Annotated in this window: 24 protein-coding genes and 1 riboswitch; of the genes, 16 read left to right on the top strand and 8 right to left on the bottom strand. The window is 70.2% G+C overall.

Annotated features, from left to right (window positions below; genetic code table 11):
• Positions 1-117: 117 nt before the first annotated feature.
• The 3 genes from ACFY04_RS22940 (at position 118) to ACFY04_RS22930 (ending at position 3022) form a co-directional block, all read left to right on the top strand.
• A complete protein-coding gene (locus ACFY04_RS22940; RefSeq protein ID WP_301366375.1) occupies positions 118-630 on the top strand; it encodes an ATP-binding protein in 513 nt (170 codons plus the stop codon).
• A gap of 395 nt (positions 631-1025) precedes the next feature.
• Positions 1026-1838 (top strand): polysaccharide deacetylase family protein, encoded by an 813-nt coding sequence (locus tag ACFY04_RS22935; RefSeq protein WP_389119191.1) that lies wholly within the window; start codon positions 1026-1028, stop codon positions 1836-1838.
• Positions 1835-3022, top strand: coding sequence for a YncE family protein (locus ACFY04_RS22930; RefSeq protein ID WP_389119190.1), 1188 nt, complete (start codon positions 1835-1837; stop codon positions 3020-3022). The genes ACFY04_RS22935 and ACFY04_RS22930 overlap by 4 nt, the downstream gene beginning before the upstream one ends.
• Positions 3023-3112: 90 nt before the next feature.
• Here the strand turns inward: ACFY04_RS22930 and ACFY04_RS22925 are convergent, their stop codons facing one another.
• Complete coding sequence (locus ACFY04_RS22925) at positions 3113-4351, bottom strand: cytochrome P450 (protein WP_389119188.1); 1239 nt, start codon at positions 4349-4351, stop codon at positions 3113-3115.
• Positions 4332-5090, bottom strand: coding sequence for a tRNA-dependent cyclodipeptide synthase (locus ACFY04_RS22920; RefSeq protein WP_389119187.1), 759 nt, complete (start codon positions 5088-5090; stop codon positions 4332-4334). Before ACFY04_RS22920 ends, ACFY04_RS22925 begins: the two co-directional genes overlap by 20 nt.
• A gap of 256 nt (positions 5091-5346) precedes the next feature.
• Between ACFY04_RS22920 and ACFY04_RS22915 the strand changes: the two genes are divergently transcribed.
• Positions 5347-5559 (top strand): EF-hand domain-containing protein, encoded by a 213-nt coding sequence (locus ACFY04_RS22915; RefSeq protein WP_150259513.1) that lies wholly within the window; start codon positions 5347-5349, stop codon positions 5557-5559.
• An 86-nt stretch (positions 5560-5645) separates the two neighbouring features.
• Here the strand turns inward: ACFY04_RS22915 and ACFY04_RS22910 are convergent, their stop codons facing one another.
• Entirely contained in the window at positions 5646-6194 is a 549-nt protein-coding gene (locus tag ACFY04_RS22910) for a PadR family transcriptional regulator (RefSeq protein WP_314244189.1), read from the bottom strand.
• Between the two features lie 112 nt (positions 6195-6306).
• On the opposite strand from ACFY04_RS22910, the gene ACFY04_RS22905 reads away from it, so the two are divergent.
• Entirely contained in the window at positions 6307-7020 is a 714-nt protein-coding gene (locus ACFY04_RS22905) for a flavodoxin family protein (protein WP_389119185.1), read from the top strand.
• 99 nt (positions 7021-7119) lie between these two features.
• Positions 7120-7764, top strand: a complete 645-nt coding sequence (locus ACFY04_RS22900) for a dihydrofolate reductase family protein (protein ID WP_389119184.1) — start codon at positions 7120-7122, stop codon at positions 7762-7764.
• 98 nt (positions 7765-7862) lie between these two features.
• Here ACFY04_RS22900 and ACFY04_RS22895 read toward each other — a convergent pair whose 3' ends face one another.
• The 5 genes from ACFY04_RS22895 to gcvT all read right to left on the bottom strand — a co-directional run bounded on the left by ACFY04_RS22895 (position 7863) and on the right by gcvT (position 13165).
• Positions 7863-8369, bottom strand: a complete 507-nt coding sequence (locus ACFY04_RS22895; RefSeq protein ID WP_389119182.1) for a hypothetical protein — start codon at positions 8367-8369, stop codon at positions 7863-7865.
• Between the two features lie 163 nt (positions 8370-8532).
• Positions 8533-9915, bottom strand: coding sequence for an L-serine ammonia-lyase (locus tag ACFY04_RS22890; protein ID WP_389119181.1), 1383 nt, complete (start codon positions 9913-9915; stop codon positions 8533-8535).
• A gap of 375 nt (positions 9916-10290) precedes the next feature.
• Positions 10291-11547 carry a serine hydroxymethyltransferase gene (glyA, locus tag ACFY04_RS22885; protein ID WP_389119179.1) on the bottom strand — a complete coding sequence of 419 codons (1257 nt, stop codon included), beginning with the start codon at positions 11545-11547 and terminating at the stop codon, positions 10291-10293.
• 17 nt (positions 11548-11564) lie between these two features.
• Positions 11565-11948 carry a glycine cleavage system protein GcvH gene (gene gcvH, locus ACFY04_RS22880; RefSeq protein ID WP_301366365.1) on the bottom strand — a complete coding sequence of 128 codons (384 nt, stop codon included), beginning with the start codon at positions 11946-11948 and terminating at the stop codon, positions 11565-11567.
• 101 nt (positions 11949-12049) lie between these two features.
• Complete coding sequence (gene gcvT, locus ACFY04_RS22875; protein WP_389119178.1) at positions 12050-13165, bottom strand: glycine cleavage system aminomethyltransferase GcvT; 1116 nt, start codon at positions 13163-13165, stop codon at positions 12050-12052.
• Positions 13166-13340: 175 nt separating this feature from the next.
• A riboswitch (glycine riboswitch) is annotated at positions 13341-13444 on the bottom strand.
• 206 nt (positions 13445-13650) lie between these two features.
• Here gcvT and ACFY04_RS22870 point away from each other — a divergent pair.
• The 10 genes from ACFY04_RS22870 to ACFY04_RS22825 all read left to right on the top strand — a co-directional run bounded on the left by ACFY04_RS22870 (position 13651) and on the right by ACFY04_RS22825 (position 24429).
• Positions 13651-14307: an AAA family ATPase gene (locus tag ACFY04_RS22870; protein ID WP_389119176.1), complete on the top strand. Its 657-nt coding sequence runs from the start codon at positions 13651-13653 to the stop codon at positions 14305-14307.
• Between the two features lie 150 nt (positions 14308-14457).
• On the top strand, positions 14458-15192 hold the full coding sequence (locus ACFY04_RS22865; protein ID WP_389119175.1) for an enhanced serine sensitivity protein SseB: 735 nt from the start codon (positions 14458-14460) through the stop codon (positions 15190-15192).
• Between the two features lie 94 nt (positions 15193-15286).
• Entirely contained in the window at positions 15287-16027 is a 741-nt protein-coding gene (locus ACFY04_RS22860) for an enhanced serine sensitivity protein SseB C-terminal domain-containing protein (RefSeq protein WP_301366361.1), read from the top strand.
• Between the two features lie 420 nt (positions 16028-16447).
• On the top strand, positions 16448-17443 hold the full coding sequence (locus ACFY04_RS22855) for an ABC transporter permease (protein WP_314244204.1): 996 nt from the start codon (positions 16448-16450) through the stop codon (positions 17441-17443).
• A gap of 78 nt (positions 17444-17521) precedes the next feature.
• Positions 17522-19270, top strand: a complete 1749-nt coding sequence (locus ACFY04_RS22850) for an ABC transporter substrate-binding protein (RefSeq protein ID WP_389119173.1) — start codon at positions 17522-17524, stop codon at positions 19268-19270.
• A 152-nt stretch (positions 19271-19422) separates the two neighbouring features.
• Positions 19423-20430: an ABC transporter permease gene (locus ACFY04_RS22845; RefSeq protein ID WP_389119171.1), complete on the top strand. Its 1008-nt coding sequence runs from the start codon at positions 19423-19425 to the stop codon at positions 20428-20430.
• A gap of 83 nt (positions 20431-20513) precedes the next feature.
• A complete protein-coding gene (locus ACFY04_RS22840) occupies positions 20514-21578 on the top strand; it encodes an ABC transporter ATP-binding protein (RefSeq protein WP_389119325.1) in 1065 nt (354 codons plus the stop codon).
• A 32-nt stretch (positions 21579-21610) separates the two neighbouring features.
• Positions 21611-22687: an ABC transporter ATP-binding protein gene (locus tag ACFY04_RS22835; protein WP_389119324.1), complete on the top strand. Its 1077-nt coding sequence runs from the start codon at positions 21611-21613 to the stop codon at positions 22685-22687.
• Positions 22688-22867: 180 nt separating this feature from the next.
• Complete coding sequence (locus tag ACFY04_RS22830; protein WP_389119169.1) at positions 22868-23524, top strand: trimeric intracellular cation channel family protein; 657 nt, start codon at positions 22868-22870, stop codon at positions 23522-23524.
• A gap of 47 nt (positions 23525-23571) precedes the next feature.
• A complete protein-coding gene (locus ACFY04_RS22825; protein WP_189742916.1) occupies positions 23572-24429 on the top strand; it encodes a thioesterase family protein in 858 nt (285 codons plus the stop codon).
• Positions 24430-24462: the final 33 nt, after the last annotated feature.

Here is a 24462-nt window from a genome sequence, read left to right as displayed (position 1 = left end):
GAGGTCCTCCGATTGCCTCCCGCATATGACAGAACACCCCCTTGGAGTCGTTGAATCCGGGGGGTGTTTTCCTGTGGAACGGCCCGGGAGGGCTGGTCGGCCGTCCATGATGGGTGCATGGCGGGCCTGGAGGGTGTGGAACAGCCGCGGCAACGCGGCAGCGCTTCGGCGGTACGGCTCACGGCGGCTGTTGAGGACGAACAGGGCCTCAAAGCGCTGGAGTTGTACGGAAATCCGGCCGAGGCCGAAGTGACGCTGCCGTCCATGCCGGAGTCGGCGAGCACCGCGCGCCGGCTCACCCAGTGCGTGGTGGTCCGCCTCTGGGGCCTCTCGCCGCAGATCGCCGAGCATGCCGTCCTGCTGGTCTCGGAGCTCGTGGGCAACGCGGTCCGGCACACGGGGGCCCGCTCCTTCGGCTTACGCATGCTGCGGCGCCGCGGCTGGATCCGGGTGGAGGTGCGCGATCCCTCGCGCGGACTGCCCTGCCTGATGCCGGTCCATGAGATGGACACCACCGGCCGGGGTCTCTTCCTCGTCGACAAGCTGTCCGACCGCTGGGGCGCGGACCTGCTGCCGCGCGGGAAGATCACCTGGTTCGAGATGCGGGTCGCCGACCGCCAGAACGCCTGACCCCCGAATGCCTGCCGCCCGGAACGCCTGAAGCCCCCGTGCGCCGAGTGGGGCGGTGTGGGGGCTTCATGGGTGCGCCGAGGATCTAAGGGGGTGTGATCCTCGGCGTGGCGACTTCGCTCGGGTCAATGGGAAGTCGTGGCTCCGACTATGGCAGACGAGGGCCCGAACATCAAAAGTCCCTACTTGGGCATAAGTGGGCAAATCGTAAGACTTTCTAGCTAAATCCTAGGTGAGATGAGCCACTCACCTCGTAATCTATGAATAAATATCGACTGCTCTGTGTGAATCGTTGATCACTTAGCGGCCCGACCGCCCAGTTGGCCCCTTCTGGCGACCGTCCTGAAATGGGTCAATCATTACCTTCCGGGTCATCCACCCCTTAAATGGGGCAGGTGCTCTCACAACCAGGCCGCCGCGCGGCCCTGCGTGCGGCCCTGCGGGGGGCCGCTCTCGGGACGGCCGGCGCCGCCGCGGCCGGCCTCACGGCCGCCTGCGGACCGGGCCGGGCCGCCACCGCGCCCTCCGGGCCGCCGCCGGGTCCGGCCCGGCCGGCCCGCCCGGCACAGGCGGCTCCGGCCGCCGCCCCGCGCCGGTTCGCCGGGCAGCCCGTCGAGATCGGCCACGGTCCGCGCGACCGCCCCCGGGTCGCCCTCACCTTCCACGGCAACGGGGACCCCGCCGTCGCCCGGGCGGTGCTGGCCGCGGCCGAGAAGGGGGGCGCGCGGGTCACCGTACTGGCCATCGGATCCTGGCTCGACGCACACCCGGAGCTGGCCCGGCGCATCCTCGACGGCGGTCACGAGCTCGGCAACCACACCCAGCGCCACCTCGCGATCAACGGCATGCCCGAGGCGGAGGCCTACGCCGAGATCACCGGCTGCGCCCAGCGGCTCAAGCGGCTCACCGGCTCCATCGGCACCTGGTTCCGGCCCTCCCAGACCCAGTACGCGACCCCTCTCGTCCGGAAACTGGCCCAGCGGGCGGGCTACCCGCACGTCCTCTCGTACGACGTGGACTCCCTCGACTTCACCTCGCCCGGTGCCGCGGCCGTCATCCGCACCGTCACCGGGACGATCCGGCCCGGATCGGTGGTGAGCCTGCACTTCGGCTACGCGGACACGGTCGACGCGATGCCTCCCCTCCTCGAAGAACTCGCGCGCCGCGAACTGCGCGCGGTGACCACCACGGAGCTGCTGACCCCATGACGACCACCCGCCTTCCCCGGACTGCCGGCGTGCTGCTGGCAGGTCTGGTCCTCGCCGCCCTGGCCGGCTGCGGATCAGCCGGCAAGGAACCCGCCGAGGCGCTCGGCACCAAGGGCCCGGCCAAGCCCGTCAAGGCCGCGCCGGCTGTCCCGCCCGGTCTGCCCGGCATGCCGCCCGTGCTCGATCCGAACGACGTCTACGCGGCGGACCGGCCGAACAAGCTCTCCCCCGTGGTCAAGGACTTCCCGTCCCGCGTCTACGTGCCGAACACCAACTCCAACACGGTGTCCGTCATCGACCCGACGACCTATCGGGTCATCGACACCATCCCGGTCGGGGTCCAGCCCCAGCACGTGGTCCCCTCCTGGGACCTGAAGACCCTGTGGGTCAACAACAACCGCGGTCACACCCTCACCCCGATCAACCCGGCCACCGGCGAGGCCGGAAAGCCCGTCGAGGTGCACGACCCGTACAACCTGTACTTCACGCCGAACGGCAAGTACGCCATCGTCATGGCCTCGATGGACAAGGAGCTGGTCTTCCGCGACCCGCACACGATGGACCGGGTGAAGACGGTGCCCGTCACCTGCTACGGGGTCAACCACGCGGACTTCTCCGCCGACGGCCGCTACTTCATCGTGAGCTGCGAGTTCTCCGGCGAACTGCTCAAGGTCGACACCGAGCGCATGGAGGTCGTCGGCCAGCAGAAGCTGCCGTTCGAGGGCGCGATGCCGCAGGACGTCAAGGTCTCCCCGGACGGGAAGACCTTCTACGTCGCGGACATGATGGCGCACGGCATGTGGGTGCTCAGCGGGGACACGTTCGAGACCCCCAAACTGCTGCCCACCGGGAAGGGCTGCCACGGCCTCTACGTGAGCCGCGACTCCAAGGAGATGTACGTCTCCAACCGGGGCGAGGGCACCGTATCGGTCTTCAACTTCCCCGAGAGCAAGCTCACCAAGAAGTGGACGCTGCCGGACGGCGGCAGCCCCGACATGGGCGGGGTCTCCGCCGACGGCAAGGTGCTGTGGCTGTCGGGCCGTTACAACTCCGAGGTCTACGCGCTCGACACGCAGACCGGCAGGCAGATCGCCCGGATCCCCGTGGGCGGCGGACCGCACGGACTCGCCGTGTACCCGCAGCCCGGCCGCTACTCCCTCGGCCACACCGGCATCTTCCGCTAGGCCCGCTGGGCCCGGTCGGGCCGGACACAGCGGTGCCCCGGAAGCTCGCACAGCTCCCGGGACACCGCGGTCCATGCGCCGGACCACGGGCTACCAGGCGACCGGAAGACGCTCCGGAAGTCGCTTGATGAAGCCCGTACGCCAGACGAGGTTCTCGGAGGGCACCGCGAGCCGCAGCCCGGGCAGCCGCTCGACCAGCACCTCCAGTGCGATCTCGGCATGGGCCCGGCCCAGCGCGGACGCCGGGCAGAAGTGCCGGCCGGCACCGAAGGCGAGGTGGGGGTTGGCGCTCTCGCGCTCCAGGTCCAGCTCGTCCGGACGCTCGAAGGCCTCCGGATCGAAGTTGGCCCCCTCCAGGAGGACGAGGACGAGCTCGCCCTCCTTCACCAGCACGTCGCCGACCTGGATGTCCGCCAGGGCGATGCGCGGCAGGCCGTCGCCGACGGACAGGTTCCAGCGCAGCAGCTCCTCCACCGCCCCGGCCATGCGCTCCGGGTGCCGGCGCAGGTACCCGATCAGCTCGGGCCGCTGGAGCAGTGCGAGCACCGCGAGCGTGAGGAACGCGGACGTGGAGACCGCGCCCGCACCGAACAGGGAGACGGCGACCGTCGCGAACATGTCGTCGGTCAGGTGCGCCGACTCCGGATCCGCCTCCTTCAGCCCGGCGAACCTGCCGAGGAGCCCCGTACGCTCCTCGGGGGCCAGGGCGAGCTGGTCGTTCAGCCGGTCGGCGAAGTAGCCCACGTCCTTGTACCAGTTGAGGGCGGAGTCGGCGAACGGCTCGCGCGCGGTCATGAACGCGACGTCCAGGCCCGACATCAGCCGGCGCCGGTCCTCGAACGGCACCCCCAGCACCTGGCAGTGCAGCGCCGCCGAGAAGGGGTCGGCGAAGCCCGCCCGGAGGTCGGCCGGGCCGCCCTCCGCCACGAGCGCGTCGACGAGCTCTCCGGCCCGGGCGCGCAGCAGGTCCCGGAGCCCCTTCTGGCGGGGGTTCAGCGCCTTCATCACGGCGTTGCGCAGTCCGGCGCTGTTGATATTGCCCATGTTGTTGACGACCTCGGGCGGGATCGTCAGCGCGTACTGGCGCGGGACCCCGGCGTTCGCCGTGTCCTTGAGGCTGAAGCGCTCGTCCTCCAGTACCTGCTTGGCCAGCGCGTAGCTGCCCACCAGCCAGGCCGGGTCCCCGGTGAGGGTGCGGACCCGGGCGACCGGCGCCTTCTCGCGCAGCCAGGCGCACTCCTGCGGGAGCACGTCACCGCGACGGGAGAGCGGGAAGTCCAGGAGCGGCCGCTCCCCGGTCCCCGGGTCCTCAAGCTGCTCGACGCTCATCGGCGGTCCTTTCGGTCGGTGCGTGGTCCGCGGTGCTCCCGGGTGCGGTGGCCTCGGGCCGTACGACCGCGTACGCCTGGTTGCGGGTCGCGCGCAGGCCCCCGCCGCGTCCGAACAGGACATCGGTCAGCGGCATCCTGACGTGGTAGGCCGCCACCGAGGACGGCACGTCGAGAATGCTCGGGGTGTCCACGAAGAACGGCAGCTCGGCCGCCATGTAATCGAAACAGACGCGCAACTGCCCGGCCGTGATCGATTCACCTTCCGACAACTTGGAGCCGACGAAATGCAGGGCCATTTCCTCGCAGCCCTTGCGGAATTCGCCGTCGGTCTCCAGGAAATGCAGGACACGTCGGTGCAGTAGTTGGTAGACGGGGTTCGACTGGAATTCGGAAAGTGCCCGAACGCGGATTTCGACCTGTGGAGGTCCTGATTCCGCCACGCCCTTGAGGATCCGCCGCCGGACCGCCTTGATCTCTTTCGCCGCGCGCTTCTCCGCGTGCTCCCGGGTGTGGCCGAAGGCGGCGAACATCCGGTCCACGTGGAGGTCCGCGTAGACGAAGTCGACCTGTGCGAACCGGCTCGTGGCCCATCGGGCCAGGCCGGCGATGCGGTCGGCGCTGAAATAGCTGTTTCCGGGACTCACGCCGATGAGCACATGGTCGCCGTCTTCCCAGATATGTCGGCAGGTGCGGGTGAAGGGCAGAACTTCGAATGATGCGTCAGCTGTGATCGTCATCTGATTGATCGCCCTTGTTGCCACTTGTCCCTGGGAGCCCTGCGCTCCTGGTGTGGCGGCAATGTCAGTACGTTATGCCGTGGCCCCGGAGTGTGACAAGTGGAATCTCGATCTGTTCGGCCGGAATTATCGATTCCGTATTACGGGGCGGTAATTGAAATGGTTTCTGCCGCTCGAACGGGACCCGGGGCGGGGGCGGACCGGGGCGGCCGCTACCCTGAGCCGGTCAACAAGGCATCAAGAAGGAGTGGACCCAGTGGCGGACATCGAGAGCGCACGGACGACGTTCGGCAAGTTCGACGTGAACGGTGACGGCTTCGTCACGGCCGACGAGTTCAAGGCGGCCATGGCGGCCATGGGCGACCCGTTCGTCACCGGCCCCGTCGCGGACGCCGTGATCGCCGCCAAGGACGCGAACGGCGACGGCCTGCTGAGCTTCGACGAGTTCTGGGCCTCCCTGAACAAGTAGTCCCTCCGCTGCCGCCCCGCCCCGGACCGCCGGAGCGGGGCGGCAGCGTGCGTTCGGCGCCGGGCGCCGGCCACAGGCCCGGCGCGTCAGGCCTGCGGTCCGGACATGTCCTCGACCTCGCCCAGGGCCTCCTCCAGCCAGTGCAGCCAGAACGTCTCCAGGGCGATCCCGCCGTGCAGCACGAGCCGCCGCAGCCGGTCCTCCACGGCGTCCCGCCCCGGCGGGAAGTCCTTCTCCTCGATGGCCTCGTACTGCGCGAGCTGGCGCCGGTGCAGCTCCAGATGGCGCCGCAGCTCGGGACCGAGCCCCTGCGGCCCCACGACACCCGCCGCGCGGATCCGCAGCAGCAGCGGGTCGCGCATCGGCTTGGGGTCCTGGCTCTCGCCGACCCACCGGGCCAGCTCCGCGCCGCCGGCGGGCAGCACCTCGTACTCCTTCTTCTGCCCGCGCACGGGCACCTCGCTCGGCAGCTCCCGGATCAGCCCGGACTCCTCCAGCCGCCCCAGCTCGCGGTAGATCTGCTGGTGCGTCGCCGACCAGAAGTACCCGATCGACTTGTCGAACCGCCGGGTCAGCTCCAGCCCGGACGAGGGCTTCTCCAGCAGGGCGGTGAGGATGGCGTGCGGCAGCGACATGGCGCCATCCTAGGTTTGCGGCGGCGCAGGCCCCGACGCCGCCTCCAGCGGGCCGTCCCCGGACGGGCGCGGCCCGCTGGCGGCGCCCGCCCGCCGTGGCGAGGCTGGGGGTGTGGCTGCCGCATACGACTACTCGGACCTGACCGCCCTCTACGTGAACTGCACGCTCAAACGCTCACCCGAGACCAGCAACACCGAAGGCCTGATCGACCGGAGCCGCAGGGTCATGGAATCGGCCGGCACCCGGACCTCCCTCATCCGCGCCGTCGACCACGACATCGCGACCGGGGTCTGGCCCGACATGACCGAGCACGGCTGGGAGAGCGACCAGTGGCCGGTCCTCTACAGCCAGATCATGGACGCCGACATCCTCGTCCTGTGCGGCCCCATCTGGCTCGGCGACAACAGCTCCGTGATGAAGCAGGTCATCGAGCGGCTCTACGCCTGCTCCTCGCTGCTGAACGAGCGGGGCCAGTACGCCTACTACGGGCGGGTCGGCGGCGCACTGGTCACCGGCAACGAGGACGGCGTCAAGCACTGCGCCATGAACATCCTCTACAGCCTCCAGCACCTCGGCTACGTGATTCCGCCGCAGGCCGACGCGGGCTGGATCGGCGAGGCGGGGCCCGGACCCTCCTACCTGGACCCCGGATCGGGCGGCCCCGAGAACGACTTCACCAACCGCAACACCCACTTCATGTCCTGGAACCTCATGCACCTGGCCGCCCTGCTCAAGCGCTCGGGCGGCATCCCGCCGCACGGCAACCAGCGCGCGCAGTGGGACGCGGGCTGCCGCTCCGACTTCCCCAACCCCGAACACCGCTGAGCCGGCGCCCGGAAGGGTGCGCGGGACCGGTGGCCGCGCAGCGATGCGTTTCCCCGCCCCGGACGGTCTCATCGTGGTCGATCAGACTGGAGGAAGCCCGTGGAGCAACTGCTGAGAGTCCAGAACTTCACCGTTTCGCGCGACGGATTCGGTGCCGGTGAGCACCAGAGCCTCGCGCGGCCGTTCGGCCACGCCGACCCCGGCGAGCTGTTCTTCTGGGCCGGAGCCACCGCGAGCTGGCCCAACCGCACCGACCCCGGAGGGAGCCGGGGCCTCGACGACTACTTCACCCGGGACTTCACGCACAACATCGGCGCCGAGATCATGGGCCGCAACAAGTTCGGTCCCCAGCGCGGGCCCTGGGCCGACCACGACTGGCGCGGCTGGTGGGGAGAGGAGCCCCCGTTCCACACCCCCGTGTTCGTCATGACCCACCACACGCGTCCCTCGTTCACGCTTTCCGACACCACCTTCCACTTCGTCGACGCCGACCCGGCCACGGTCCTCGACCGGGCGCGGGAAGCCGCGCGGGGCAAGGACGTCCGGCTCGGCGGCGGAGCCACCACCATCCGCGAGTTCCTCGACGCCGACCTCGTCGACACCCTGCACGTGGCGGTCGCACCGGTGGAGATCGGAGCGGGGGTCAGGCTCTGGGAGTCCCCCGACGAGCTGCTCGACCGGTTCCACCTCGACGTCGTGCCCAGTGCGAGCGGTGTGACGCACCACCTGTTCTGGCGCAGGTGACGGCGGCCCGGACCGGGCCCACGCCGGCAGCCACGGCTCCGGCCCCTACGGCGAGGCCCGGGGCGCGTGCACCCCGGGCCCCGGCTTCCGGCACCGGTTTAGTGCGCGATGTCCACGACGAACCGCTCCGGCGAGTGCAGGGGGAACGCGCGGTAGTACGGCAGGGTGTCGAAGGCGGCGCCGAAGGTCACGTACCCCTCGTAGTCGCCGGTCAGGGCGATGCCCTTGAGCTTGCTGAGGTTGATCTTCTGCAGCTTGGGCCCGTGGTAGACGCTCTGCCCCGCGTCGTTGTGCGCGGCGGCGGGGTTGAGGCGGATCTCCAGGAAGTACTTCCCGGGCAGCGGCACGGGCTTGCCGGACCCGTCGTAGACCAGGTGCGGGACGGGAGTGACGGTGACCGCGGGGACGTAGCCCTGGAGGTCGATGACGATGCGGTCGTACGTGGGGTGCCCGGCCCAGCGGGCGTTGACGACGAGCGGGGTCGGGGCCTGGGTTCGGGTGGCGACGGTGGTGGAGGCCGAGGCAGGTGCGGCGAAGGAGAGGCAGGCGGCGAGCAGGGCGCCGGTTGCCAGGGCCGTGAACTGCCGGAGACGGGCGTGGATCATGACGTCCCCTCGATTCTCGAGAGACGGGGACTGGTGGCACTCCTGAGGACGCGCCCGGGGATCGCCCGGTTCCGGTTCCGCTCGCGTCCTGTTCCCGGGATCCGCGGACGGAAAGAGGGGCCCGGCGCACGCGCCGGGCCCCTCTCGTGTCACGCGGTGCGCGTCAGCACTCGATGACGTTGACCGCGAGGCCGCCGCGGGCGGTCTCCTTGTACTTGACCTTCATGTCGGCGCCGGTCTCCTTCATGGTCTTGATGACCTTGTCGAGGGACACCTTGTGGCTGCCGTCGCCGCGCATCGCCATCCGGGCCGCGGTGACGGCCTTGACCGCCGCCATGCCGTTGCGCTCGATGCAGGGGATCTGCACCAGGCCGCCGACCGGGTCGCAGGTCAGGCCGAGGTTGTGCTCCATGCCGATCTCGGCCGCGTTCTCGACCTGCTCCGGGGTGCCGCCGAGGACCTCGGCGAGGGCGCCGGCCGCCATCGAGCAGGCGGAACCCACCTCGCCCTGGCAGCCGACCTCGGCGCCGGAGATCGAGGCGTTCTCCTTGAACAGCATGCCGATCGCGCCCGCGGCGAGGAGGAAGCGGACCACGCCGTCCTCGTCCGCGCCCGGCACGAAGTTCATGTAGTAGTGGAGCACGGCGGGCAGGACGCCCGCGGCGCCGTTGGTCGGCGCGGTCACCACCCGGCCGCCGGCCGCGTTCTCCTCGTTGACCGCCATCGCGTAGATCGTCGCCCACTCGCTGCGGTGCAGCATCGGGTCGCCCTCGGTGCGCAGCTGGCGCGCCGTGGAGGCGGCCCGGCGCTTGACCCGCAGGCCGCCCGGGAGGATGCCCTCACGGGACATGCCGCGCGAGACGCAGGACTGCATGACGCGCCAGATCTCCAGGAGGCCCTCGCGGATCTCCTCCTCCGTGCGCCAGGCCTTCTCGTTCTCCAGCATCAGCGAGGAGATCGACAGGCCGGTCTCGTTCGCGAGGCGCAGCATCTCGTCGCCGGAGCGGAAGGGGTACTTCAGCACCGTGTCGTCGAGCTTGATCCGGTCCTCGCCGACCGCGTCCTCGTCCACGACGAAGCCGCCGCCGACCGAGTAGTAGGTCTTCTCCAGCAGCGGGGTGCCGGCGCTGTCGTACGCGAAGAGCGTCATGCCGTTCGCGTGGTACGGCAGGGAGCGCCGGCGGTGCAGGATCAGCTGGTTCGGCTCGTCGAAGGCGATCTCGTGGACATCGCCTATCTCCGCGCCCAGCAGCCGCAGCCGGCCGCTCTTGCGGATGCGCTCGACCTCGTCGTCGGCGGTCTCGACGTTCACGGTGCGGGGGGAGTGGCCCTCCAGACCGAGCAGCACCGCCTTGGGGGTGCCGTGACCGTGGCCGGTCGCGCCGAGGGATCCGAAGAGCTCGGCCCGGACGGAGGCGGTCTGGGCCAGCACGCCGTCCTTCTTCAGCCGCATCACGAACATGCGCGCGGCCCGCATCGGACCGACCGTGTGGGAGGAGGAGGGACCGATACCGATGGAGAAGAGATCGAAGACGGAGATGGCCACGGTGGCGGACTCCCTTGTCTGCTCGTGGGGTGGGAGGGGGCAGGAGAGGAGAAGTGGATTATTCAGATTTTGTCCGGTAGACGAGCTTAACGCGGCGAGGTGAACGTCTCGGCTGCCGGACGAGGTGGGAAGGATTACGTGGACAGGTCGGCCGGGTGTCCGGCCCGCGGGGCGAGGCGCGCCGGTGCGGGGCGGCGCCGGGCCGCTGCGGCGTGCGGGCCGCGAGGCGCCGCGGCCACCGGGAGAGGGAGGGGCGGGGGCGGGGGCGGGTGCCCGCCCCGACCGGGGGGAGTGGTGTCGGGCCCCGGTCATGAGAAGGGCCCGGCCTGTGCGGGAACAAGGCCGGGCCCTCCGTGGCCGTTGGCCGGACGCCGATTAGAGCGTCGGGTACAGCGGGAACTTCGCGGCGAGCGCGGAGACGCGGGCCTTCAGGGCCTCGCTGTCGTACGCGGGCTTCAGCGCCTGCGCGATGATCTCGGCGACCTCGGTGAAGGCCTCGGCGTCGAAACCGCGGGTGGCCAGGGCCGGCGTGCCGATCCGCAGACCCGAGGTGACCATCGGCGGCCGCGGGTCGTTCGGGATGGCGTTGCGGTTGACCGTGATGCCGACCTCGTGGAGGCGGTCCTCGGCCTGCTGACCGTCCAGCTCGGAGTTGCGCAGGTCGACCAGGACCAGGTGCACGTCGGTGCCACCGGTGAGGACGTCCACGCCCACGGCCTTGACGTCGTCCTGGACCAGGCGGGCGGCGAGGATCTTCGCACCCTCCAGGGTGCGCTCCTGGCGCTCCTTGAACTCGGGCGAGGCCGCGACCTTGAAGGAGACCGCCTTGGCCGCGATCACGTGCTCCAGCGGGCCGCCCTGCTGACCCGGGAAGACCGCGGAGTTGATCTTCTTGGCCAGCTCCTGCGTCGACAGGATGACACCGCCGCGCGGACCGCCGAGGGTCTTGTGCGTGGTGGTGGTGACGACGTGGGCGTGCGGCACCGGGTTCGGGTGCAGACCGGCGGCGACCAGGCCGGCGAAGTGCGCCATGTCGACCATCAGGTACGCGCCGACCTCGTCCGCGATGCGGCGGAAGGCGGCGAAGTCCAGCTGGCGCGGGTAGGCGGACCAGCCGGCGACGATCAGCTGCGGCTTGGACTCCTTGGCGAGGCGCTCGACCTCGGCCATGTCCACCTCGCCGGTCTCGTCGACGTGGTACGGGACCACGTTGTAGAGCTTGCCGGAGAAGTTGATCTTCATGCCGTGGGTCAGGTGACCACCGTGGGCCAGGCTGAGGCCCATGATCGTGTCGCCCGGCTTCAGCAGCGCGAACATCGCGGCGGCGTTGGCCTGCGCACCGGAGTGCGGCTGGACGTTCGCGGCCTCGGCGCCGAACAGCGCCTTGACGCGGTCGATCGCGATCTGCTCGACGACGTCGACGTGCTCGCAGCCACCGTAGTAGCGGCGGCCCGGGTAGCCCTCGGCGTACTTGTTGGTCAGGACCGAGCCCTGGGCCTCCATGACGGCGACCGGAGCGAAGTTCTCCGACGCGATCATTTCCAGGGTGGACTGCTGGCGCGCGAGCTCGGCGTCGACGGCGGCGGCGACGTCCGGGTCGAGCTCGTGCAGAGGGGTGTTGAGAACAGACATCAGGATCCCCTGGGGTGTCAGTTGTCGGAGTGGGTGAGCGCGGCGTACTCCTCGGCGGAGAGCAGGTCGGCCGGCTCCTCCGCGGTGCGCACCTTGAACAGCCAGCCACCCTCGAACGGGGCGGTGTTGACGAGCGCCGGGTCGTCCACGACGTCCTGGTTGAACTCGACGACCTCGCCGGTGACGGGGGAGTACAGGTCGCTGACCGACTTGGTCGACTCAAGCTCGCCACAGGTCTCGCCCGCGGTCACCGTGTCGCCGACCGCGGGGAGCTGGGCGTAGACCACGTCACCGAGCGCGTTGGCCGCGAACTCCGTGATGCCGACCGTCGCGACGCCGTCCTCGGCGGTCGACAGCCACTCGTGCTCCTTGCTGTAACGCAGCTGCTGGGGGTTGCTCATGACCTGATTCTCCTGGATGCGGGGGAGTGGATACGAACTGCGGTCTTGGGTACTGAGACGGCGCCGTACGGATTCCCGGACGGCGGACGTGGTGCGTGGGGCTACTTCTGCCGCTTGTAGAACGGCAGCGCCACGACCTCGTACGGCTCATGCGTACCGCGAATGTCGACGCCGACGCCGGACGTGCCGGGCGCGGCGTGCGCCGCGTCCACGTACGCCATCGCGATCGGCTTGCCCAGCGTCGGGGACGGGGCGCCGGAGGTGACCTCTCCGATGACCTGACCGCCGGCGACGACCGGGAACCCGGCGCGCGGGACGCGGCGGCCCTCGGCGATCAGACCGACCAGCTTGCGCGGCGGGTTCGTGGCGGCGCGCTCGGCGGCGGCCTCCAGCGCGGCGCGGCCGACGAAGTCGCCCTCCTTCTCGAACTTCACGACCCGGCCCAGGCCCGCGTCGAACGGGGTGAGGGAGGTGGTCAGCTCGTGCCCGTACAGCGGCATGCCCGCTTCCAGGCGCAGGGTGTCGCGGCAGGACAGGCCGGCCGGGACCAGGCCGACGCCCTCGCCCGCCTTGGTCAGCGCCTGCCACAGCTCCACGGCGTGCTCGGGGGCGACGAACAGCTCGAAGCCGTCCTCGCCCGTGTAGCCGGTGCGCGCGATCAGCGCGGGCACGCCCGCGACGGTGCCCGGCAGGCCGGCGTAGTACTTCAGGCCGTCCAGGTCGGCGTCGGTCAGGGACGCCAGGATGCCGGGGGACTCCGGGCCCTGGACGGCGAGCAGCGCGTACGCGTCGCGGTCGTCGCGGACCTCGGTGTCGAAGCCGGCGGCGCGCTCGGTCAGGGCGTCCAGGACGACCTGGGCGTTGGAGGCGTTGGCGACGACCATGTACTCGGTCTCGCCGAGGCGGTAGACGATCAGGTCGTCGACGATCCCGCCGTCCTCCTGACAGATGTGCGTGTAGCGGGCGCGGCCGACACCGACGGTGGAGATGTTGCCGACCAGCGCGTGGTCGAGGGCCTTGACGGCCTCCGGGCCGGTCAGCGTGATCTCGCCCATGTGGGACAGGTCGAAGAGACCGGCCTTGGTGCGTACGGCGTTGTGCTCGTCGCGCTCGCTGGCGTACCGCAGCGGCATGTCCCAGCCCGCGAAATCGGTCATGGTCGCACCGAGCGAGCGGTGCAGCGCATCGAGGGCGGTCAGGCGGGGGGCAGTGCTCATGGGTGTGGCTCCCGGGTCCCAGGGCATCGACATGACATGACGAGGACGTTCCTCCCCATCTGTCATCGGAACCTGAGAGGTTCGCCGAGAGTTCCGCCGATCGTCCGATCGCCGGTTCTTCTCATCGACTTGCACCTTGGGTGGAGCTGCGCAGCAGCTCGCTTTTCAGATCTGCCTCATCCACGCGGTACGGGGCCTGAGAGATTCAAGGGAGGTTCTTGCTCCTTCGGCGCCCGCGCACGGCCTTGCGGCGTGCCGGGACTCTCCCGCGCGGATTCAAGCGGCCGGTATGCAGTTGGTCCAGATGGCGCACATCATTGCACGCCATGCCCGAGATCGGGCGGCGGGGTCCGAAAGTTCGTACGGCCCTCCGAAGGGCCTGACCGGAACCGGGGCCGCCGGATTACCGTCTCTTTACACTCAGTGGGCAAGGGTCCTGGTGACCCGATTCGGGGGAGGCGAACACTGTGCGGAGATTCGGAGTGGTGACGACGACGGGAACCGTGGAGGCGGTGCCCGCGCAGCGCGGCGCGCGCGGGCGCGGGAGGGCGGCCGACACCGGCCTCGCCCTCGTACGCGACCTGCGCGGACCGGCCGTGCGCGCCCCGCTCCGGCTCGGCTTCGCGGACGGGGACATCGTCGTGGTGTCCGGTCTGCCCGGCGGCGGCAAGAGCACGCTGATCAAGCAGGCGGCCGCCGAGGGCGGGGCCGTGGACTCCCAGGACACCCGTGAGCGCTGGGAGCGCCGCATGCCCGCGGCGCTGCCGTACGCCGTCTACCGGCCGCTGGTGCGCGCCGCGCACTACTGGGGGCTGTGGCGGATCCTGCGCTCCGGCGCCTCCGTGGTCGTCCACGACTGCGGTACGCAGGCCTGGGTACGCGGCCTGCTCGCGGCCGCCGCGCGCCGCCGGGGCCGGGCGCTGCACCTGCTCCTGCTGGACAGCAGCCCCGAGGAGGCACTCTCCGGTCAGGCCTCGCGCGGCCGCCGGGTCTCCGCCTACGCCTTCGCCCGCCACCGCGGCGCGGTGACCCGGCTGCTCCGCGAGGCCGAAGCGGGCCGGCCGCCCGCGGGCTGCGCCTCGGCGACCCTGCTGGACCGGGCCTCCGCCGCGACGGTGACCCGCATAGCCTTCACCGCCTGAAGCCGGCTGCCGTGCCACGGCCGGGCTCCGCCCGGACCCGACGGGACCCGTCCGGACCCGTCCGGGGATCGGCCCCCGGCAACGGTGCGGCACACGGGGCCGGTACCCTGCGGGGCGACACGCGCGGCAATAAGACAGAGGCAGGGGTAGATGCAGGGCAGCGGCTGGCCGGGGAATGAGCTGGAGCAGGTGCTCGGGGCGGCGCTCGGGCAGCCGGACGCCGGGGGGCGGATCCTGGAGGTCCTCGGGCGCAGCCAGGTATGGGTGCCCCTGCCGGGCGGGGGCACCCATACGGCGGCCGGCCTCGACCTGCCCACCATGGACATCGGCGGGGCGGCGTACGTCCCCGTCTACAGCTCCGAGGCCCAGTTCCTGGCCTGCGCCGGCCCCGGCATGGACTTCGCGGTGGCTCCCGCCGTCGAGTTCGCCCGCGGCCTGCCCCCGCAGCTCGGCATCGCCCTCAATCCCGAGGGCGCCGTCGGCGTACCGCTCCCGCCGCCCGCCGTCGCGGAGCTCTGCCGCAGCGGCCGGAGCCCGCTCGACGGCCCGGCCACCGGCGGCCGGGTCCGGCTCTTCGAGCCCGACTGGCAGGAGGATCCGGTGGATTTCCTGGCCGCCGCCACCGAGGAGTTCCGGGCCACCGGGGTGGTCGCCGCCGCGCACCGCTGCCTCGCCAGCGTCGAGGGCGGGGAGCCCCAGCTGTTCATCGGTGTCCGCCTGGTGGGATGGGAACCCGAGATGCAGGGCGCGCCCATGGAGGCCCTCGGACGGGCCCTGACCCGTGTCCCGCCGCCGTGGCCGGTGCAGTTGATCCTGCTGGACGCCGTCCAGGACCCGGTCACGGACTGGATTCGTGAGCGCGTACGCCCCTTCTACCTGCCGTAGGGCCGCTTAAGCTGGTTACATCTCCTGGCCGCACGCGCGACTGCCGGTTCGGAGGACATGCGTGGAGCGACGGGCGGACGAAGAGGGGTTCCGGGTGAGTGCGTCAGGCACGGCCGCGGCCGGGCAGGTCGAGCACATGATGCGCCAGGTGACTCCCGGGCGCTACGAGAGTTACGAGTCACTCCTGCACGCCCTCTCCGAGGGCCGGCTGTGGATGTTGCTCTGGCAGGGGCAGCCGGGTTCCCCGGACGCCCAGTACGGCGGTATGGAGGTCGAGAGCCTCGGTTACGCGCCCTGCGTCACCTCCCCCCAGGAGCTGGCCGCCAGCGGCTGGAACCGGGGCTACGAGGTGGTCACCGGGCGGGACATCGCCCGCGCGCTGTACCCGGACCGCTGGGGCCTGTGGCTCAACCCGCACGCCCAGGGCGGTGGCCTCGGCGTGCCCTGGGCCGACCTGCGCCGGATCGCCACCGGCCTGGACCGGATGCCGGCCGGCCCGCTGCGCCTCTCCGAGCCCGCGATCGAGCTCCCGCAGTTCTACGGGCTGCTGACCCAGCACGCGCACCGCACCCCGGCCGTGCGGTCGCTGCGCCGCGCGTGGGTGCAGCCCGCGCTCGGCTCCCCGTACCTCGCGGTCGGCCTCGACCTGTACGACGCCTCCGCGCCCGCGCTGGAATCCGTACGGGAGATGATGCGGCAGTCGGTCGGGGTGGTCCCCGAGGGCGTCCCGGTGTGCACGGTCGCACTCGGGGACGAGCACGACCCCGTCGCCATGTGGCTGCGCGCGCAGACCCGGCCCTTCTACGACCGTGAGGGCCAGGCGCCGGCGTACTGACGCGATATCCGTATACCGAGACATCCTTCTTGAAGGCCGCACCGAACCCATCGGTGCGGCCTTCGGCATATCCAGTGAATCCGCCCAGGATCCATGCCTGAAAGGGCAGTTGAGCCGGATGTCCGTTCCGTGCAGAACGGGCGGTGTTTCACCGCTCAACAGATCCCGGGGTTCGGATAACGGAAGGTGTAGGCGTAGATCACGGTTGCGCATCACATCCCCGGGGGGTCTGGCGGCCGCTCGAGAGGGCGTTGAAGACTCCACCCCACCGAAGGCCGGTCCATCTCGCAAACACCAGCCCTTCACGTGCACTTCCGGCACATTTCGTGCCAATCGCACCACCAGCGACGCCGATTGAACCAAGCCGCCACAGCGGCGGGCATGGGCCGACCGATGTCGGCCGAGAGGGGTCCCACCACGATGACGGCACCACTGCAGGACACCAGCGCGGCCGAGCCCGCAGCCGTGGCCACCTCCGAGGTTCCGCGCAAGGCGATCGAGGGACGTTCGCTCGGGCGTATCGCGTGGACCAGGCTCAAGCGCGACAAGGTGGCGATGGCCGGCGGCATGGTCGTGCTGCTGCTGGTGGTCCTGGCCATGCTCTCGCAGCCGATCCAGTGGATCTTCGGGCTGGACCCGGACGCCCTGCACCAGGACCTCATCGACCCCTCCCTGGCCACCCCCGTGGGCTCCTTCGGCGGCATCAGCTGGGAGCACCCGCTGGGCGTGGAGCCGAAGTTCGGCCGCGACATCGCCACCCGCATCCTGGAAGGCTCCTGGGTCTCCCTGCTGGTCGCCTTCGGATCGACCGTGGTCTCGGTGTTCATCGGCTCCGTGCTGGGCGTCATCGCCGGGTACTACGGAGGCTGGGCCGACACGGTGATCAGCCGCATGATGGACACCTTCCTCGCCTTCCCGCTGCTGCTCTTCGCGATCTCCATCTCGGCCGCCCTCCAGGGCGGGGCCTTCGGCCTCGAAGGACTGCCGCTGCACATCAGCGTGCTGATCTTCGTGATCGGCTTCTTCAGCTGGCCCTACATCGGACGCATCGTGCGCGGCCAGACCCTCTCGCTGCGCGAGCGGGAGTTCGTCGACGCGGCCCGCAGCCTCGGCGCCCGCGGCCCCTTCATCGTCTTCCGTGAGCTGCTGCCGAACCTGATGGCGCCGATCCTCGTCTACTCCACGCTGCTCATCCCGACCAACATCCTCTTCGAGGCCTCCCTGAGCTTCCTCGGCGTGGGTATCCAGCCGCCGCAGGCCTCATGGGGCGGAATGCTCAGCTCCGCCGTGGCCTACTACAAGGTCGACCCGATGTTCATGGTCGTCCCGGGCATGGCGATCTTCGTCACCGTGCTCGCCTTCAACCTCCTCGGCGACGGCTTGCGCGACGCCCTGGACCCCAAGAGCTCGCGCTGACCCTCCCGTTCCTCGGGCACCCGGCCGAGGCTCCGCCAGTACCCACCATCACTCCGAATCAGGGGGCATCACTCCGCCATGAGAAGCAGGTCGAGAACAGCCGCGGTGCTTGCTGCCGCCATCACCGTCGCCCTCACCGCCTCCGCCTGCAATGGTGGTGACAAGACCGGCGGTGACGACAAGTCGGCCGGCGCCAACGCCGCCGTCAAGGCCGTGGTCAACGCCTCGGACAAGAAGGGTGGGACGGTCGTCTACGAGGCGTCCGACACCCCCGACTCCTTCGACCCCGGCAACACGTACTACGGCTTCATCTTCAACTTCAGCCGCCTGTACGCCCGTCCGCTGACCACCTTCGCGCCCGCCCCGGGCGCCGAGGGCAACAAGGTGGTCCCGGACCTCGCCGAGAGCCTCGGCACGCCGAGCGACGGCGGCGCGACCTGGACGTACAAGCTGCGCAAGGGCGTCAAGTACAGCGACGGCTCGGCGATCACCTCCAAGGACGTCAAGTACGCGGTCGAGCGCAGCAACTTCGCGCGTGACGTGCACTCCAACGGCCCGAACTACCTCGCGCAGTACCTCAAGAACAACGAGACCCCGTACGAGGGCCCGTACAAGGACAAGTCCGACACCGGACTGCAGTCCATCGAGACCCCCGACGACCAGACGATCATCTTCAAGCTGAAGCAGCCCTTCGCCGAGTTCGACTACCTGCTGGCCAACCCGCAGTCGGCCCCCGTGCCGAAGGCCAAGGACAACGGCGCGGACTATGTGAAGAACATCGTCTCCTCGGGCTCGTACATGTTCGAGAGCTACGAGCACGACAAGCAGGCCGTCCTGGTCCGCAACCCCAACTGGGACGCCTCCACGGACCCGCTGCGCAAGCAGCTCCCGGAGAAGATCGTCGTCAAGCTGAAGGTCAACCAGGAGACGATCGACTCCAACCTGAAGGCCGGCAACACCCACATCGACATCGTCGGTAACGGTGTGGCCCAGCAGACCCAGACCGAGCTGCTGACCTCGAAGGACCCCAACACCGACAACGCCGAGGGTGGTCGCCTGGTCTACATGGCGATGAACACCAAGGTGGCGCCCTTCGACAACGTCGAGTGCCGCAAGGCGGTCCAGTACGCGATCGACAAGGTGTCGGTGCAGACCGCCTTCGGCGGCCCCATCCGCGGCGCCATCGCCAGCACCGTCCTGCCGACCGACATCCCGGGTCACGTGGACTTCAACACCTACAAGACCCCGGACGACAAGGGTGACGAGGCCAAGGCCAAGGCCGCGCTGACCGCCTGCGGCCAGCCGAACGGCTTCGAGACCACCATCACCGCGCGCAACGACCGCGCCGGCGAGGTCGACATGGCCACGGCCATCCAGGCGTCCCTGAAGAAGATCGGGATCACGGTCAAGATCCAGCAGTTCCCGGCCGGCAAGTACTTCAGCGACTACGCGGGCGTCCCGAAGTTCACCGAGGACAACAAGATCGGCCTCATGATGATGCAGTGGGGCGCCGACTGGCCGAGCGGCTTCGGCTTCCTCCAGCAGGTCGTCCACGGTGACTCGATCAGCAAGACGGGCAACACCAACCTGTCGCAGCTGAACGACCCCGAGATCAACAAGATGCTGAACGACAACATCGCCAACACCGACTCCGCCGCCCGCGAGAAGGTCTACGGCGAGATCGACAAGAAGGTCATGGACCAGGCGGTCATCGTCCCCCTGACCTACTTCAAGGTGCTGCACTACCGCTCGCCCAAGCTCGCCAACGTGGTCTCCAACCCGGCGTGGAGCGGTCAGTACGACTACCTCAACATCGGCCTGAAGTAACCCCGGACGTCAAGTCCTCAGGCAGTTCGACCCTCTCAGCCAGATCTGCCAGAACCGTGGAAGGCAGGTGAAGGCAGCAGTGCGCGCGCCGGTCCGTCCCGCGCCCCCGACCGGGGTGCGGGGCGGACCGGCGGACGCCGAAGCCGACCCCCGTGTTTGTGTACATCGTCCGGCGGCTGTTCGCCGCGGTGTTCCTGCTGCTCGTTGTCAGCGCGATCACCTTCGCGATCTTCTTCCTGCTGCCCCGGCTGGCCGGCGGCACGGCCGACTCGCTGGCCACCCAGTACGTGGGCAAGAACCCCTCGCCCGAGTCCATCGCCGCGGTCAAGAAGAACCTCGGTTTCGACCAGCCCCTGTACGCGCAGTACTGGGACTTCCTGCGGGGCATCTTCGCGGGCCGCGAGTTCAACTACGGCCCCGACCCCTCGCAGTGCAGCGCCCCCTGCCTCGGCTACTCCTTCAAGGACCACGTCGAGGTCTGGCCCGACATCCTCAACCGGCTCCCCATCACCGCCTCCCTCACTCTGGGAGCAGCCGTCATCTGGCTGATCACCGGTGTGACCACGGGCGTGGTCTCGGCCCTGCGCCCGGGCTCGCTCTTCGACCGGCTCGCGATGGGCGTGGCCCTCGCCGGCGTGTCGCTGCCGATGTTCTTCACCGGCACGCTCTCGCTGGCCGTCTTCGTTTTCAACTGGCCCGTGTTCACCAATGTGTACGTGGACTTCTCCGAGGATCCGGCCGCCTGGTTCCAGGGGCTGGTCCTGCCCTGGAGCACGCTCGCCTTCCTCTACTCCGCGCTCTACGCCCGGCTCACCCGGGCCGGAATGCTGGAGACCATGAGTGAGGACTACATCCGCACCGCGCGCGCCAAGGGCCTGCGCGAACGGGTGGTCGTCACCCGCCACGGGCTGCGCTCCGCGCTGACCCCGATCGTGACCATCTTCGGCATGGACTTCGGGCTGCTCCTCGGCGGCGCCATCGTCACCGAGACGGTCTTCTCGTACCACGGCATCGGTGAGTACGCGTACCACGCCATCGCGGTGAACGACCTGCCGAAGATCCTCGGGGTGACCCTCTTCGCCGGAGCCTTCATCGTGCTGTGCAACCTGGTGGTCGACCTCGTCTACGCCATCATCGACCCGAGGGTGAGGCTGTCGTGACCGATCCGACTCCGAAGGGGAACGAGGCCGGCGCGTCCGCCGCCGCCGACCGTGCCGCGCACACCGCCACCGCCACGGCCCTCGTGGCGGGACCGGGCGACGGTCCTCCCTCCGAGGCCTTCCTCGACGTACGCGACCTCAAGGTCCACTTCCCCACCGACGACGGTGTCGTCAAGTCCGTCGACGGGCTCTCCTTCCAGCTGGAGAAGGGCCAGACCCTCGGCATCGTGGGCGAGTCCGGCTCCGGCAAGTCGGTCACCTCGCTGGCCGTCATGGGCCTGCACCGGGTGGGCAACGCCGACCGCTCCAACGTCGAGATGTCGGGCGAGATCTGGCTCGGGGGCAGGGAACTGCTCTCCGCCGATCCCGAGGAGGTGCGCCGGCTGCGGGGCCGCGACATGGCGATGATCTTCCAGGACCCGCTGAGCGCGCTGCACCCGTACTACACGATCGGCGCCCAGATCGTGGAGGCGTACCGCGTCCACAACGACGTGGACAAGAAGACGGCGCGCAAGCGGGCCGTCGAGATGCTCGACCGGGTGGGCATCCCCGAGCCGGGCAAGCGCGTGAACGACTACCCGCACCAGTTCTCCGGCGGCATGCGCCAGCGCGCGATGATCGCGATGTCGCTGGTCAACAACCCCGACCTGCTGATCGCGGACGAGCCGACCACGGCGCTGGACGTCACCGTGCAGGCGCAGATCCTGGACCTGATCCGCGATCTGCAGAAGGAGTTCGGCTCCGCCGTCATCATGATCACGCACGACCTCGGCGTCGTCGCGGAGATGGCCGACGAGATCCTCGTGATGTACGGCGGCCGGTGCGTCGAGCGGGGCACCGCCGAGAAGGTCTTCTACGAGCCCCGCCACCCCTACACCTGGGGCCTGCTGGGCTCGATGCCGCGCATCGACCGCGAGCAGAGCGAGCGCCTCATCCCGGTCAAGGGCTCCCCGCCCAGCCTCATCAATATCCCCGACGGCTGCGCCTTCAACCCGCGCTGCCCGTACGCCGACGTGCCCAAGGGCAACGTGACGCGTACGGTCCGGCCCGAGCTCACCCAGGACGACAGCCGCCACTGGTCCGCCTGCCACATGCCGCAGGACGAGCGGACCCGGATCTGGACCGAAGAGATTGCGCCGAAGCTGTGACCGAGACGCCTGACACGAAGAAGCCGGACACGGTGGTCATTCCCGCGCAGGCCAAGGACTCTCCCGAGGTCCTGCTCAAGGTCACCGGCCTGACGAAGCACTTCCCGATCACCAAGGGGCTGATCCGGCGCCAGGTGGGCGCGGTCAAGGCCGTCGACGGCCTCGACTTCGACGTCCGGCGCGGGGAGACCCTCGGCATCGTCGGCGAGTCCGGCTGCGGGAAGTCGACCATGGGCCGGCTGATCACGCGGCTGCTGGAGCCGACCGGCGGCTCCATCGAGTTCGAGGGCAAGGACATCACGCACCTCGGGGTGTCGGGCATGCGCCCGCTGCGCCGGGACGTGCAGATGATCTTCCAGGACCCGTACGGTTCGCTGAACCCCCGCCACACGGTGGGCACCATCGTCAGCGCGCCGTTCAAGCTCCAGAAGGTCACCCCGGAGGGCGGGCTCAAGACGGAGGTCCAGCGGCTGCTCTCGCTCGTGGGCCTCAACCCCGAGCACTACAACCGCTACCCGCACGAGTTCTCCGGCGGCCAGCGCCAGCGCATCGGCATCGCGCGGGCCCTGGCGCTGAAGCCGAAGCTGGTGGTCGCGGACGAGCCCGTCTCGGCGCTGGACGTGTCGATCCAGGCCCAGGTGGTGAACCTGCTGGACGACCTCCAGGACGAGCTCGGTCTCACTTACGTGATCATCGCGCACGACCTGTCGGTCATCCGGCACGTCTCGGACCGCATCGCCGTGATGTACCTCGGCAAGATCGTCGAGCTGGCCGACAACAAGGGGCTGTACGGGGCGCCCATGCACCCCTACACGACGGCCCTGATGTCGGCCGTGCCGGTGCCCGACCCGAGGCGGCGCGGCGCCAAGAGCGGCCGCATCCTGCTCAAGGGCGACGTCCCGTCGCCGATCTCGCCGCCGAGCGGCTGCCGCTTCCACACCCGGTGCTGGAAGGCCACGCAGATCTGCGCGACGCAGGAGCCGCCGCTGCTGGCGCTGAAGCCGGGCCACCAGGTGGCCTGCCACCACCCGGAGAACGCCCCCGACCAGGCACCGGGCGACCAGCCCCTGCCGGGCGCGGCGGACGCGGTGGCCAAGGTCACGGACTAGCGCGAACGCCGGCGGGGCCGGGCAGTCTGTCAGCCCCGCCGGCGTTTGAGGCGCGGGGTCCGGGGCGGAGCCCCGGGTCCTGAGGCTGCACCGGCCCCCGGCCCGAGCCCTCCCCCCGGCGGGAGCCGAGCGGCCCGTCCCCCGGCGGGAGCCGAGCGGCCAAGGGGTGACAATGGCCCGGTGCTCCACGATCTCTTCCCGCCCGGGATCCAGCATGCCCTGGACCTCGCCGGCATCTTCGTCTTCGCCACCGCAGGCGCCCTGCTCGCCGTCCGCAAGAACTTCGACGTCTTCGGCATCGCCGTGCTCGCGCTCGTCACGGCCCTGGGCGGCGGTCTCTTCCGGGACCTCGTCATCGGCGCCGTGCCGCCCGCCGCCTTCGGCGAGCTCAGCTTCTTCGTGACTCCGCTGATCGCCGCCGCGATCGTCTACTTCCTGCACCCCGAGGTCCAGCGGATCAACCGCGCCATCAACGTCTTCGACGCGGCCGGCCTCGGGCTGTTCTGCGTGACGGGCACGACCAAGGCCTACGAGTACGGCCTCGGCCTCACCGCCTCCGCGGCGCTCGGCGTGATGACGGCCGTCGGCGGCGGCGTCGTGCGCGACGTGCTCGTCAACGAGGTGCCCTCGCTGCTGCGCGACCGCGAGATGTACGCCGTCCCCGCGCTGGTCGGCGCCTCGATGGTGGCCGTCTTCATCAGCCTCCACGCCCTCAACGGCGTCACCACCGGCCTCGCGATCGTCACCACCTTCGTTCTCCGCCTCCTCGCCATGCGCTACCACTGGCGTGCGCCGCTGGCCTGGAACAGGCGGTCGTCGGTGGCCGAAGAGCCGTAACAAAAGAAAGCTACCGCTTAGTAGCAAGCCGGTGTACCGTCGTTTACATGTCACACGCAGCTGCCAAGGCATCCATCGGCGACAGTGAGTTCGACCGCGACACCGCCATCACCGCACGCGCGGGCGAGCCCGGGGTGTACGACGCGGAACTCTCCGCCGGCTGGACGATCATCGCCGCCGTGAACGGCGGCTACCTGCTGGCCCTGGTCGGCCGGGCCCTGTCGGCGGCCCTCCCGCACCCGGACCCGTTCACCGTCTCCGCGCACTACCTGACCTCCTCCGTGCCCGGCCCCGCCGTGATCCGCACCCAGGTCGTCCGCGTCGGCCGCACCCTCTCCACCGGCCAGGCCTCGCTGTTCCAGTACGACGAGAGCGGCGCCGAGATCGAGCGCATCCGCGTCCTCGCCTCCTACGGCGACCTCGCGGCCCTGCCGGACGACGTACGCACCGTCGCCGTGCCGCCCGCCATCCCCGCCTACGAGGACTGCATCGGCCCCGAGGCCGGCCCGGCCCCGATCCCCGGCAGCTCCGCCATCGTGGACCGGCTCCGGCTCCGGCTGGACCCGGCGACCGCCGGATGGGCCGTCGGCGCGCCCTCCGGCAAGGGCGAGATGCGGGCCTGGTTCGAGCTGGCCGACGGCCGCGACGCCGACCCGCTCTCCATGCTCCTGGCCGTCGACGCGCTGCCGCCGACCGCCTTCGACATGGGCCTGGTGGCCTGGACCCCGACGGTGGAACTCACCACCCACGTCCGCCGCCGCCCGGCCCCCGGCCCGCTCCGGGTCTCCATCACCACCCGCAACCTGGCCGGCGGCTTCCTGGAGGAGGACGCCGAGGTCTGGGACTCGTCGGACCACCTGGTCGCGCAGTCCCGCCAGCTGGCCCGCGCCCTGCGCCCGGCCTGACGCCGCTCCGGCCCGGGCCTGACGCCGCTCCGG

Source organism: Streptomyces sp. NPDC001549, from assembly GCF_042894025.1.
In the GTDB taxonomy this organism is placed as follows: Bacteria; Actinomycetota; Actinomycetes; order Streptomycetales; family Streptomycetaceae; genus Streptomyces; species Streptomyces kutzneri.
The sequence above is the reverse complement of the archived record's forward strand: the minus strand, read 5'-3'. Positions and strand labels throughout refer to the sequence as shown.